The organism is Bacillus sp. AR2-1, assembly GCF_008368755.1.
In the GTDB taxonomy this organism is placed as follows: domain Bacteria; phylum Bacillota; class Bacilli; order Bacillales; family Bacillaceae_G; genus Bacillus_A; species Bacillus_A wiedmannii.
This window is the reverse complement of the sequence record NZ_QORY01000001.1, coordinates 306,305-319,001: the sequence shown is the minus strand read 5'-3', so window position 1 is coordinate 319,001 and position 12,697 is coordinate 306,305. Positions and strand designations below refer to the sequence as shown.

Below are 12,697 nucleotides of genomic sequence, written 5' to 3'. Positions count from 1 at the left end.
ATGATATGAATAATTGACTAAAAAGGAAAACTAGATAGGTATTAGTTTTCCTTTTTTATTTTTGTTACTAATTATATTTTCTTATAAATAGTTTGTATCCTGCGAATAAAAGAGTACAGCCTAAGACAAATGTTAACATAACTCCAGTTGAAAGATTAATAGAAGGATTAAAAACTAAAGTCGCTGTTTCGCCAGTTAGAACACTGTGAATATTCACGTAAGTAAATGGGTTGTAAGGAGAAGAGAAACTCTTCATTCCAATAAAAGCTATAATACCTACAAAAGACGTTGTAATACTTAGGCTTTTTAGTAAAAGTGATGAAATATAGTAAAAAGAATATAGAAAAAATGTGAGTACAACAGTTAGTAATAATACTTGTCCGAAGTAATTTTTCAAAGTGATAAAGTGAAATTGATCTTTAATGGGATTTAAACTATTATACTCACTGCCAAATGGATTAGGCTCTGATCCTTCGTATACAAGGACTGGATAATCAAAATTTCCTATTCCTTTCGTGAAATAGCTACATAACAAAGGAATGAGTAGCATTAGTAAAACGAAAACAAGTGTAGAAAGGAATCCACTAAAATACTTTGTTATAAATAATGATTTTCTTTTAATAGGCAAAGTATAGTAAAAGTGCAAACCACGCTTCTTATTATTCATTTCAGAAGAAATATTATTTCCGAAAATAAAGCATCCCAATAAAATGAGTACTGGTATATAGTAGTACTGGATTATTTGATATAAAAATAAAGAACCAGTTGTACCATAACGCATAGTACTCTTTTCCCATTGTTCTAAGGAACTACCTGTAAATTGATCGTAAATTGTAAATAGGTAGGGTGTATAAATGGTATTTTGAATGAATGGTTCAGCTTTATTTTTTTTCAGTAACAATAATTCTTCCAACGTTGCCCGTGCTGTAAATAAGGAAATATTTTGTTTCTCAATTGCGTAAGGGAAAGTATTAGAGCCTTTTGAGCTCTTAAACATAAATTGTAAATGATTTATATTTTCTTCATATTTGTCTTGCCAATTACCTTGAGAATAGTTCGTAATCCATTTGTTCTTCTTTGAAAGAGATTGCTGAGATTCTTGAATAGCTAATTTATTTTCTGTAATTTTTTCAACATCGCCATTCTTTTCAGCTTCAATCTTTTGTAATTCTAGTTCTTTTAAAATCTGTTGCGAAATGTTAACAATATTTTGTGCAAATGCCAAATTCCCGCGCTGGATATCTTTTGCGACAGAATAATTTAAGCAATATAAACTACTAACGAAAAGAATAGAAGTTAATACTGCAATCCATGTTGTTTTTTTCTTGAAATATTTTTTGAATTCAAATTGGAAGAGTTGTTTCATATTACACACCACGCTTTCGATTCATGCATATGGCACATAGTAAGAGCAAAAATGTACTTCCAATTAACACCACTGCACCTAATGGATAATATCCATTATTATTTAAAATGACGCGATCTATTTGTTGATAGGAAAGGGGAGATAGAAACGGATTAAAGCCGATTTTTGATAAAATGAAACCACTGCTCAAAATAAAAGTGAGAATTAAATATGTAACAAGAGTATTTCTTATCCAAAATCCAATGAGCACTAATAAGGAAATAGCTACAGTGGAATAACATAGACTGTAAGTGAGAGCTGTTTTTAAGTATGTACCTGAACTAATAATAGTTTCTGTTTTTGTGAAAAGCGGGTAATTAAAAATATTACCGGTAGATTTTCCGAATATTATTGGTAGTATATAAGACAGTGAAAATATTAGTAAAATCCATAGGAGACTAACAACAAGTAAACTGAAAAATTTTATTAAGATATAGTGAGTACGAGAAATAGGTAAAGTATAGGCTAGCTTAATCGTATGGTCTTCAAATTCTTTCGTAATGACTGTACCTAGTAAGAGTAGTAAAATAAGAAATCCTGGGGCATTGAGTAGTAGTGAAATTACTTTTTTTATAAATAGAGATGGTTGAATGGAAAGGTCAAGGTCTTCCTTTGGTAAACCTTGTTGTAATAAATTTTCATTCAGTTGTATTGCTTTTTTCATATCTTTTTCGCTGGCTGAGAAACCCCCTTCTACTTGTTGAAAGCGCATAGCTAAGTCATACACTTTCATTTCAGTCTGTAATTCATTTTTCCACTTGTTTTCTTTTACTTCTTGTATAAGCTGATTTAAATTTTTTAATAGCGGAAGTCCGATCTCTAATCGAGATTCAATTTTTGCGTTAGGTCCTTTTTTTAATGTCTCTTTATCTCCTGTAACTTGATTAGAAACTTCTGTTTCATATTTAGAAAATAATTCAATCTTGTTTATTTTGACTACTTCTTGTTTAAGCGCATTATGAAGAAATAACCCGCAGATGATTAGCATAGTAGCAATGATTAAAGTAAAGAGAATATTAGAGTAGAGCATTTTTTTTAGTTCGAATAGAAATATTTTCATGTCGTATCACCACATACATGAAATACTTCTTCATATCTTTTTTCAGAACCGATAACTTCTTTTTGGATATCCATAATATTAATTTTATGAGAATGAAATATATTAATAAAGTCTTGGATGGTGTGGTGCTCTAATTGGATTCGAAGGCTATTCTTAGTTAACACTGCTTGTACGTTTTCTTGTAATAAAACGTGTTGTGCATGTTTTAAATCTGAAAATAAGAAGTGGTAATAAATTTTTTCGTACTTTGTCATATCCTCTTCTATTAATTTACCGTCTTTTAAAAAAAGAATCTTCTTTGTAACACGATCAATTTCTGACAAATTATGAGAAGAAAGAATGATTGTTGTACCTTCTTCTACTAAGCGTAATAAAATATTTCTCATCAGTATCGCACTAGTTGGATCCAAGCCGTTCAGAGGTTCATCAAGGAACATAAGCTTTGGTTTGTTTAAGATTGCCATCGCTAAGAGAAGGTGTTGTTTCATACCTAAGGAGTAATCTTTAATTTTCCTCTTCGCATAACTTTCCATTCCTACATATTTTACAACTTCATCCATGCGTTCTTTTGAAAGTTTTTGCACATCACAAATGAATGTAAGATGATCGTAGCCATTTAAATAGTCATATAGTACAGAATTATCTTGTAAAAAAGAAACGTCTTTAAACAAAGCAACATCTTTGTTAGATCTCCCCATCAATTCAATATTCCCGGATGTAGCGGGCAAAAGATTGGTAACTATATTTAAAAAAGTAGTTTTACCAACACCGTTAGGACCTACTAAAGCCCAAATTCCTGGAGAGTTAATTGTGAGGTTAATTCCATCTAATATTTTTTTATGTTTGTAACTTTTTGATAAATTATTGATAGATAGAATAGTCAATTAGAATTCCTCCTTTTCAATAAATTGGTATAAAATGTAATTATTCTGTTAATTATAACTGAAAATTCAGGTTTATAAAGAGGTATAGTTGTAAATTTAAGCTTTTTTCTAAATCTCATTCTGAAATCTATTATATGAATAATTTAGAAATGAGACTGTGAAGAAAGGAAAAAGAGCACTTGTTGGAGAATTTTTACAATGTGTCGATTAGAGAAAAAGGAGTTATGCAAAATGAATTTAGAAAAAGCAAAACCAGTAAATGAAGAGGTCGCTGAATTGAAGGAACTAATTAAAGAATTACACGGAAGTGTACATCAACTTCAAAGTGAAGTGCAGCAACTAAGGCACGAAAGACCAGTTGTTGAAGTGCGAAAGGGTGTTCAACTATCACCAACAATCGTTGGACAAATTGGTGGTATGATTTTAGGTGGTTTAGCAATTATCGGTATATTTTGGTGATGAAAAAAAGGTTTGAAGCATAGTGCTGCAAACCTTTTTTATTTGACGATATAATTTCATGCAATACAACTTTTACATTAAATAACGTAAATATATGTAAGCATGTGATAACAATAGCGCAATGATTGTTAACGGTAAACCAATTTTTAAGAAGTCCATATACGAGAAAGCATGTCCTTCACGTTTTGCAATACCAGCAACGACTACGTTTGCGGATGCTCCGATTAATGTTCCGTTTCCTCCTAAGCAAGCTCCAAGTGATAACGCCCACCAGAGTACTTCAATTTGCGGAGAATCAACAGATAATCCGAGTCCTGTAGCTAAGTCTTGAATAAGCGGGATCATCGTTGCGACAAAGGGGATATTGTCAATTGTCGCAGATGCGATGCCTGATACCCACAAGATAAGTATCGCAGCGAAACCGATATCGCCATTTGTTACGTCGAGTACTTCTTTTGCTAGTGAAGAAATAAGTCCGATATCAATTAACCCGCCAACGAGAACGAATAGTCCAGCGAAGAAGAAAATGGTTACCCATTCAACGTGGGCAAATACATCTTCAATATCGTGTTCTTTTACTCCAATTAGCATAAGAAGTGTAGCGCCTGTCATCGCGATAACCGCAGCGTCTACATGAATAATCGAATGAAGTACAAAGCCTAAAATAGTTAGTCCTAAAATTGAAATGGATTTTAAGAGGAGGCTTTGATCTTTAATATAATCTTTTTCGTTCAATGCCATTAATATTTTAATTTGCTCAGGTGTTGTTTTTAGTTTGTTGCGATACATGAAGTAAATAATACCAAGTGTAACGATAGAGATAATGATTACGATTGGAGCTAAGTTTAGTAAAAAGGCATTAAAGTCTAAATGCTTATTTGCTGATCCGATCATAATGTTCGGTGGGTCACCGATTAATGTTGCTGTTCCACCTATATTTGAAAATAGTACTTCTGAAATCAAATAAGGAACAGGGTTTACTTTTAAAATACGTGTAATGGACAGTGTAACAGGAACGATTAGTAGAACGGTCGTTACGTTGTCCAAAAAGGCAGAACCGACAGCAGTTAATAGGGATAGTAATAATAAAATGCGGATTGGTTTTCCACCAGCTGCCTTCGCTGCTTTAATGGCCACAAATTCAAATACGCCTGATTGACTCGTAATATGTACGAGAATCATCATCCCAATTAAAAGGGTAATCGTTTCCCATTGAATATGTGATGTGAAAGCAGTATGTAAATCTACAACTCCAAAAATAATCATAATAGCAGCGCCGAATAGTGCGATTACAGCACGATTCAATTTCTCAGAAATAATAAATCCGTACGTGATTAAAAATACGGCAATTGCAAAATAATATTGCCAATTTGCTACTTCATGTGCTGATTGTTCCAATCATGTCACCTTCTTTAAAGTATATATTCAATTGTCAAAATGTATCTCGCTGCATAAATACGGGATAAAATATATTGTAGCAAATTCAAAAAAGAAAGAAAACTATTTAACAAAGTGAAGGAAAAAATATAAAAAACATAGTGCAAATTATTAGGAAAAGTGGGCGTTGTCCTCTAATATAGAGATAGCAATTTACATTATTTTTGCGTAAAATGGTTTAAAGAGGTGAATTCCGATGGAAATAGTAAAAGATAGTTCTCTTATTCAAAATGAAATTGAACGTTTTGTAAATAAAGATGTATATATTCATTTAGAAACAACGAACGGAGCGTATGCGTCACACTTTAACGAAAAGATGATGACAGTTGGAGCATTCATTCGAAATGCAATTATTCGCTTTGAACGTGGGAAGATTACTGGAACAAATCCATACCGAGTTGGTTTGAAAATGGATCATGGCTGGGTATATGCAGAAGGTATTACGCACTGGGAAGTAGACGATAAAGAGCGTTTATTACTTGCAGGGCATGATAACCAAGGCCGCTTAGCAGTTGCACTTGAGTTAAGCTTAACGCCATTTAAGTAAGAAGGAGGGAAACTTATGGAGAGACATGTACTTGTTGTATTTCCGCATCCAGATGACGAAGCATTTGCTGCTGGAGGAACAATTCGCTTATTAACAGATCAAGGAGTACCTGTAACGTATGCATGTGGTACTTTAGGACAAATGGGACGTAACATGGGGAAAAACGTATTCGCTAACCGTGAAACGATTCCAAATATCCGTGAAAAAGAATTAAAAGATGCATGTGAAGCGATGGGAATTCAAGATTTAAGAATGCTTGGTTTCCATGATAAAACGTTAGAATTTGAAGATGTTGATTTCGTTGCAGATAAAATTGAAGCAATCATTCAAGAAGTAAATCCATCTCGAATTATTACATTTTATCCAGAGCACGGCGTACATCCAGATCATGATGCATTTGGCCGCGCAGTTGTTCGCGCTGTATCACGTATGCAAAAAGAAGAGCGTCCAGTCATTCATGCCGTTGCGATTACGAGAAATCGCGAAGCTGTATTAGGTGAGCCGGATGTTGTAAATAATATTAGTGAAGTATTCGAGCATAAATTAGCTGCACTAGGTGCGCATCGTTCACAAACAGAAGCGATGTTAGAAGAAACACACGTAAAAATCAAAAACAAAGATGCAGCAACATTAAAATGGCTGCAACTGGAACAATTTTGGACTTATAAATGGGAGTAGGCTAGAAGGGGACCTTCTAGTAGCTCTTACATAGAAAAAGCACCGTCATTTGGACGGTGCTTTTTTAGTGAATAACTTTTAATTTAAGCTATTTGCGAGCAGATTTCACTTTATCCCGCATTAACGGGCAGTAAGCCTACCACCTGGAAATTCAGAAAAAGCAAAGAAGGTAGGTGGAGGCGGACTGCCCGTAAAAGCCCGATTGGTTCAACTAATAATCAGTGGGGATGAACAAAACCCACACTGATTAAAGTTTCACTTTATCTTGTACTCCATTCTTTTGTAAATTCATCATGGTATGCTTCGCTCCAATGGTATGGCTGCAACTCTTTTAACGGTTTGAAAATGATATCTTGTTTAGAATTTGTAATGGCGCATAGTACTTCTGGTCCCCAATAAAATAAACGTTCTTGGCATACACCACAAGGTGATAATACTTTTAATTCAGAATGCTCATTTTCCCTTGCAAGACAAATAGAATGTGTAACTTTCTTATGAAATTTATGTGCTTCTAAAATTGCACCTGTTTCCATACAAAGTTCTGTTGAAGCGTTTATTACGTCAGGGGCCACACTTGTATAAATGGATCCATCTTCTACACGGATTGCTGCAGCTCCGCCCCAATTATGTGGATATCTTTGGTCAATTAAATTTTTCACTGCATCATATAATTGTTGTTCAATGCTCAATTGTATGTCCTCATTTCTGTTTAATTTTCGATTCAATGACTGTTATTTTTTTAGTAATACCGTTAAAAAAGAATAGTCACTCAATTTTAAACTATAAATGCAAGAATTACTTTTCATCTGCATACTTTTCCTCTAAGGCAATTAATAGAGGAATTGATATAGTTACAAGAATGATTAAAGTGGTTATAAAAGATTTAGAAAGAGCAAAAGAACCTTCGATTAAAGGTGATAAAAACTTGAATGAAAGTATACTTGTTATTAAGGAAACTACTAAAAAGCTAAAAAGAGACACATTTTTATTTTTGATAGATGTTTCTATAAAATCTTTAAGACAGCTTATGACGACAAATATAGTTAATATAATAAGAGAAATAAAATAATGTGTTAAATTTGTCATACTAATAGTAGGACCGTCTATTATGTAAGCAAGTAACTTAGATACTAACATACCTCCAAATAATAAAATAATAAAAGCAAGTAATCCTTCCGATGTATAAGTGCTGAAATTATCTTTCTTGTTAAAGAGTTTATAATTCAGAGTAGATTGGCTTATTTGCATTAGGAATAGGATAATAATCCACACATAATATACAATTGGTAATTCTCCTGAGAATAGAGCGATCAGGAAATTTATTACTGTCCTTAAAATTTCAATCATTACGAAAGGCCTCCTGTTTGCAAGCTTTACGACATTAAAAATGCTGGTCTATCGCTTGATAATTAGAACTATTAATTCAAACTATTTCTAATTATTCCATAAAAAGGTGGTAGCTTCAAGTTATCTTTTTAACAAAGCTTCCAAGGCTCAACACTAGAAAAAGAAACGCAATATGTAATATAATTGAAAAAGTATATATTAAAATTAATGTTAATATTACCCTCCTATAAGTATTAACATACGTAATTGAGGTGTTTTCTTTGTTGTTTTATGATCGAATTTCTATAATGGCCCCTCCTGTTCCGTAGCTAAGGAAAGTCTTTTTATTTCTGAGATTTTCAAAGTTATAGGAGGGTATGAAAAATGAAAAAAGTCTCAGTACCATCACTTTTGTTAATGATCATTCTTGTCGCATTTCCGCAAATTAGTGAAACGATTTACACACCGTCTTTACCTGACATTTCACAGGCGTTACATGTAAGTAATAATGAGGTACAGTTAACACTTAGTGTGTATTTTGCTGGATTTGCTTTAGGTGTATTTTTTATTGGATGGTTGTCAGATATAATTGGTCGTCGCCCGGCAATGTTATTTGGAATTGTCGTATATGGCATTGGGAGTTTTTTATGCTTTATTGCAAATTCCATTGAATTTTTATTGGTAAGTCGTTTTATTCAAGCGTTTGGAGCAAGTGCTGGCTCTGTTGTTACACAAACGATTCTTCGTGAAAGTGTAGAAGGGCATAAGAGGTATGTTATGTTTGCTCAAATCTCGGCAGTCATTGCTTTTACACCAGCGATAGGGCCGTTAATTGGTGGTTTTCTTGATCAAATGTTTGGATTTAAAACCGTATTTTTAAGTTTAGTAGTTATGAGTATCGGGATTTTTCTGTATACGTTTGTTTCTCTTCACGAAACAAAAACGGACTCAGTAACGAATAAAATAAATGTATTCTTAGTCTTGAAGAGGTTAATTACAAATCCGAAAGTAGTAACATATGGGTTATTAATTGGAGGAGCGAATGGTGTTTTATTTAGCTATTATGCAGAAGCGCCGTTTATCTTTATTGAATACTTTCAGTTATCGCCTAGTATGTATGGACTTCTAGGAATTGTTGTTGCTTCCGCTTCTATTATTGGAGCCAAAGTTTCTAAACGATTGCTTGCCACGTATAAACCAGAGAAGATTATATATATCGGTTGTCTTGTAATGACAGGAGGAGCTATCCTTTTATCTGTTATTACGTTTGTTGGATCAAATCCGAATGTAATATATATGATTGTATTTTTAGTAGCGATGTTTATATTGCTATTAGGAATTGGGATAGCGTTACCTAACTGTTTAAGTTTAGCATTAGTAGATTTTCAAGATGTCATTGGTACAGCCGGAGCATTGTTTAGCTTAGGGTACTATGTAATTGTGACGATGACAGTTTGGGGAATGAGTCAACTTCATACGGGCTCGTTACTCGTGATGCCACTTTATTTTCTGGCTATTGTAGTTATCATGATGGTGTTTACTAAAGTGTTTATTTTAGGTAAACAAACTTCAAAAATGATTTAAATATGAAATGGTAAAAGGGTCTCATTAAAAATGAGACCCTTTTATATTTTATCCTGCTGTTTTGAGGCAGTAAGATTCCTACCTCAAAATTGGGCTGGACTAAAGAAATCAGTAGTTTATTAATATATTAAATTTCTGGTTAGTATATGAATCGGACGTGTGGGAAATTACGTTATCAACTATAAAGATTGAAGTTCATGAGATGTGAAACCTAGGAAGAAATACTCTCCTCGGTTATTTATATTGTAATAATGTTCATGCCGGAATCATATTGAATAGATGTATTTTATTGTTAATTTAGTTAAAAATTAATCAGACTATGTATAATGATTTACCGAAAAAATAATTGAACTTTTCAGATAAATGAATTAATATAAGGTAAGTAATTTTAAGATTTATAGAATATTGGAAGATGAAAGGTTTTGAGAATTTTGTAAGAGGCAATAACGATTTTAGGATAGCTTTAAAGTTAGTCTAAAATGACGTTTGCTTCATCATTTTCAGGGCCGAAAGGAATTAGGGGAAAGCATCTTGTTTTAAAATGCGGCTATGAATCATCTAAGAGGGGGAAGTGAAGTGGCAAACAAGGAATTGAAAAGGGGTTTAGAAGCACGTCATATTCAAATGATTGCTTTAGGCGGAACGATTGGTGTTGGCTTGTTTATGGGATCAGCCAGCACAATTAAATGGACAGGTCCATCAGTAATGCTTGCGTATGCAATTGCAGGTATTTTTATTTTCTTCATTATGCGTGCAATGGGTGAAATGTTGTATATGGAGCCGAGTACAGGTTCATTTGCGACGTTCGGTCATAAGTATATTCATCCGTTAGCTGGTTATATGACAGCGTGGAGTAACTGGTTCCAGTGGGTTATCGTTGGGATGTCAGAAATTATTGCGGTTGGGGCATATATGCAATATTGGTTCCCGGACTTACCAGCTTGGATACCAGGTGTAATCGCAATGGTTATTCTTGGCGCAGCTAACTTAATTTCTGTTAAGTCATTTGGCGAATTTGAATTTTGGTTTGCGATGATTAAAATCGTTACGATTCTATTAATGATTATTGCGGGATTTGGACTTATTTTCTTTGGAATTGGTAACGGCGGAGAAGCAATTGGTATATCAAATCTTTGGTCAAATGGTGGTTTCTTTACAGGTGGTTTTTCAGGGTTCTTCTTTGCATTATCACTTGTAGTTGGTGCATACCAAGGTGTGGAATTAATCGGTATTACTGCTGGTGAAGCGAAGGATCCGAAGAAGACACTTACAAGAGCAATTCAAAGTACAATTTGGCGTATTTTAATTTTCTATATTGGTGCTATTTTCGTTATTGTAACTGTGTATCCGTGGGATCAATTAAGTACAATTGGTAGTCCGTTCGTAGCAACTTTTGCGAAGGTTGGTATTACGGCAGCAGCTGGACTTATTAACTTCGTTGTTATTACAGCGGCAATGTCGGGTTGTAATAGTGGTATTTATAGTGCGGGCCGTATGCTTTATACGTTAGGTGTAAATGGACAAGCGCCGAAATATTTCACGAAACTTTCTGGAAATGGTGTACCTTTATTCGGTACAGTTGGCGTAATTATCGGTTTAGCGGTTGGTGTTGTTTTAAGTTATATCGCACCGAAAAACTTATTCGTATATGTATATAGTGCGAGCGTACTTCCTGGTATGGTACCATGGTTCGTCATTTTAATTAGTCAAATTAATTTTAGAAAAGAAAAGGGAGCAGAGATGAAAGATCATCCGTTCAAAATGCCATTTGCTCCTGTTACAAACTATTTGACAATTGCCTTTTTAATTATGGTATTAATCGGAATGTGGTTTAACGATGATACACGTATTTCATTAGTTGTAGGTATTGTTTTCTTAGCTATCGTCACAATTAGTTTCTATGCTTTCGGAATAGGGAAACGACGTCCGTTAGATGTTCCAAATGATCAGGAGATTTCAAGTAAATAAAGATAGTAAAAAGTCCGATTTCTTATATGGAAATCGGACTTTTTATTATTAAAATTTCTCTAAAACGATTTTCCCAATTGTACTTCCGCTTTCAAGCAGTGCATGTGCTTTCTTTACGTTTTCAGCGTTAATTGGTGCGAATGTTTCATTTAGAGTAGTCTTTAAAATGCCTTCATCTAATAGTTCGCTTACTTTATTTAATAGTTCGTGCTGCGTGATCATATCGCCAGTTTCGTACATCGCTTTTGTAAACATAAACTCCCAAACGAATGTAGCACTTTTACTTTTTAAAATACCCATCTCAAGAGGGTGTTCATTTTCTACGATAGAGCAAATTTTTCCTTGTGGTTTAATGAGGTCACAAATTGCTTGCCAATGTTCATCTGTATTGTTTAAGCAGAAAATATAATCTACATCTTTTAGCCCAAACTCTAATATTTGATCTTGTAAAGGTTGGTGATGGTTAATGATATAATCGGCACCAAATTTTTCAACCCAGTGTATCGTTTCATTACGGGATGCAGTTGTGATTACATTCAGTCCAGCCCATTTCGCCAGTTGAATGGCAATTGAACCTACACCACCAGCTCCGCCGATAATTAAAATGTTTTTGAATGTATTCTCATCTTTCTTATTATAATCAATGCTTAAACGTTCAAATAAACCTTCCCATGCTGTAATAGCTGTTAAAGGAAGTGCTGCAGCTTCAGCATCATTTAACGTTTTAGGTTTCTTGCCAACGATTCTTTCATCAACTAGGTGGTATTCACTATATGTACCTTGTCTCGTAATACTTCCAGCGTAAAATACTTCGTCGCCTTCTTTAAATAACGTACAACCTTCGCCCGTTTGTACGACGACACCACTAGCATCCCAGCCAAGTATTTTCGCTACATCTTCTTTTTTATCTTTCGGAGAGCGAACTTTTGTATCAACTGGATTAACGGAAATAGCGTTAATTTTAACAAGTATATCTCTTCCTGTAGCAACAGGTCTTTCAACTTCAATATCAATTAAACTGTTTTCTTCTTCAATAGGTAAGTATTCATGTAAACCAATTGCTTTCATTTCTATTCCCTCCATTAAAGTAAGAGTTTTTCTCTTTTATTATAGTAGGTAAAGCGTCATTATGTAAAAAAGTTGAGTTCTTTCCATTTTGTAAAAGAGCTGTTTCAACTTCATTTAGAACTTTGTAACTGGCGAGCAACATCCATCACTCTGATTTTATAAGCGTCGGATGAGAGGTATACTTATTTTTCCAGTGTACCTTGCAATGAACAATACCAAGTGTTATATTATACTTGTAGTTATTAGTTATAAAACAGTACTAAATAATAAACAGTAGTGGA

At 33.8% G+C, this 12,697-nt stretch carries 12 protein-coding genes; 5 read left to right on the top strand and 7 right to left on the bottom strand.

Features of this window, described 5'->3' with window-relative positions:
- Positions 1 to 67: 67 nt before the first annotated feature.
- Genes DT250_RS01710 through DT250_RS01700 form a run of 3 tightly spaced genes read right to left on the bottom strand, consistent with a single transcriptional unit; the run spans position 68 to position 3,349 of the window.
- Positions 68 to 1,366: an ABC transporter permease subunit gene (locus DT250_RS01710; RefSeq protein ID WP_149212384.1), complete on the bottom strand. Its 1,299-nt coding sequence runs from the start codon at positions 1,364 to 1,366 to the stop codon at positions 68 to 70.
- Between the two features lies 1 nt (position 1,367).
- Positions 1,368 to 2,465 carry an ABC transporter permease gene (locus DT250_RS01705; RefSeq protein ID WP_149212383.1) on the bottom strand — a complete coding sequence of 366 codons (1,098 nt, stop codon included), beginning with the start codon at positions 2,463 to 2,465 and terminating at the stop codon, positions 1,368 to 1,370.
- Complete coding sequence (locus tag DT250_RS01700; RefSeq protein ID WP_097889789.1) at positions 2,462 to 3,349, bottom strand: ABC transporter ATP-binding protein; 888 nt, start codon at positions 3,347 to 3,349, stop codon at positions 2,462 to 2,464. The genes DT250_RS01705 and DT250_RS01700 overlap by 4 nt, the downstream gene beginning before the upstream one ends.
- 231 nt (positions 3,350 to 3,580) lie before the next feature.
- Between DT250_RS01700 and DT250_RS01695 the strand changes: the two genes are divergently transcribed.
- Positions 3,581 to 3,808, top strand: a complete 228-nt coding sequence (locus DT250_RS01695) for a coiled-coil domain-containing protein (RefSeq protein ID WP_001047304.1) — start codon at positions 3,581 to 3,583, stop codon at positions 3,806 to 3,808.
- Positions 3,809 to 3,880: 72 nt separating this feature from the next.
- Here DT250_RS01695 and DT250_RS01690 read toward each other — a convergent pair whose 3' ends face one another.
- On the bottom strand, positions 3,881 to 5,206 hold the full coding sequence (locus tag DT250_RS01690; protein WP_088064104.1) for an ArsB/NhaD family transporter: 1,326 nt from the start codon (positions 5,204 to 5,206) through the stop codon (positions 3,881 to 3,883).
- Between the two features lie 235 nt (positions 5,207 to 5,441).
- Between DT250_RS01690 and DT250_RS01685 the strand changes: the two genes are divergently transcribed.
- Positions 5,442 to 5,792, top strand: coding sequence for a YojF family protein (locus DT250_RS01685; protein ID WP_000407039.1), 351 nt, complete (start codon positions 5,442 to 5,444; stop codon positions 5,790 to 5,792).
- Between the two features lie 15 nt (positions 5,793 to 5,807).
- Positions 5,808 to 6,470, top strand: coding sequence for a bacillithiol biosynthesis deacetylase BshB2 (bshB2, locus tag DT250_RS01680; protein WP_088064103.1), 663 nt, complete (start codon positions 5,808 to 5,810; stop codon positions 6,468 to 6,470).
- 260 nt (positions 6,471 to 6,730) lie between these two features.
- On the opposite strand, the gene DT250_RS01675 is transcribed toward bshB2, so the two are convergent.
- Together DT250_RS01675 and DT250_RS01670 are read right to left on the bottom strand one after the other, a co-directional pair.
- Positions 6,731 to 7,159, bottom strand: coding sequence for a cytidine deaminase (locus tag DT250_RS01675; RefSeq protein WP_000021272.1), 429 nt, complete (start codon positions 7,157 to 7,159; stop codon positions 6,731 to 6,733).
- Positions 7,160 to 7,265: 106 nt separating this feature from the next.
- Complete coding sequence (locus DT250_RS01670) at positions 7,266 to 7,817, bottom strand: DUF5823 family protein (RefSeq protein WP_088064102.1); 552 nt, start codon at positions 7,815 to 7,817, stop codon at positions 7,266 to 7,268.
- 363 nt (positions 7,818 to 8,180) lie between these two features.
- On the opposite strand from DT250_RS01670, the gene DT250_RS01665 reads away from it, so the two are divergent.
- Both DT250_RS01665 and DT250_RS01660 read left to right on the top strand, forming a co-directional pair.
- Positions 8,181 to 9,380 carry a multidrug effflux MFS transporter gene (locus DT250_RS01665; protein ID WP_149212382.1) on the top strand — a complete coding sequence of 400 codons (1,200 nt, stop codon included), beginning with the start codon at positions 8,181 to 8,183 and terminating at the stop codon, positions 9,378 to 9,380.
- 576 nt (positions 9,381 to 9,956) lie between these two features.
- Positions 9,957 to 11,348, top strand: coding sequence for an amino acid permease (locus tag DT250_RS01660; protein WP_142291789.1), 1,392 nt, complete (start codon positions 9,957 to 9,959; stop codon positions 11,346 to 11,348).
- A 48-nt stretch (positions 11,349 to 11,396) separates the two neighbouring features.
- Here DT250_RS01660 and DT250_RS01655 read toward each other — a convergent pair whose 3' ends face one another.
- Positions 11,397 to 12,416 carry a zinc-binding alcohol dehydrogenase family protein gene (locus DT250_RS01655; RefSeq protein ID WP_088064099.1) on the bottom strand — a complete coding sequence of 340 codons (1,020 nt, stop codon included), beginning with the start codon at positions 12,414 to 12,416 and terminating at the stop codon, positions 11,397 to 11,399.
- Between the last annotated feature and the right edge of the window lie 281 nt (positions 12,417 to 12,697).

Bases quoted from the DNA above. Each gene is read 5' to 3' on its own strand.
- bshB2 (WP_088064103.1), top strand. From the start codon at position 5,808: ATGGAGAGACATGTACTTGTTGTATTTCCGCATCCAGATGACGAAGCA.
- DT250_RS01695 (WP_001047304.1), top strand. From the start codon at position 3,581: ATGAATTTAGAAAAAGCAAAACCAGTAAATGAAGAGGTCGCTGAATTG.
- DT250_RS01665 (WP_149212382.1), top strand. From the start codon at position 8,181: ATGAAAAAAGTCTCAGTACCATCACTTTTGTTAATGATCATTCTTGTC.
- DT250_RS01670 (WP_088064102.1), bottom strand. From the start codon at position 7,817: ATGATTGAAATTTTAAGGACAGTAATAAATTTCCTGATCGCTCTATTC.
- DT250_RS01655 (WP_088064099.1), bottom strand. From the start codon at position 12,416: ATGAAAGCAATTGGTTTACATGAATACTTACCTATTGAAGAAGAAAAC.
- DT250_RS01705 (WP_149212383.1), bottom strand. From the start codon at position 2,465: ATGAAAATATTTCTATTCGAACTAAAAAAAATGCTCTACTCTAATATT.
- DT250_RS01685 (WP_000407039.1), top strand. From the start codon at position 5,442: ATGGAAATAGTAAAAGATAGTTCTCTTATTCAAAATGAAATTGAACGT.
- DT250_RS01710 (WP_149212384.1), bottom strand. From the start codon at position 1,366: ATGAAACAACTCTTCCAATTTGAATTCAAAAAATATTTCAAGAAAAAA.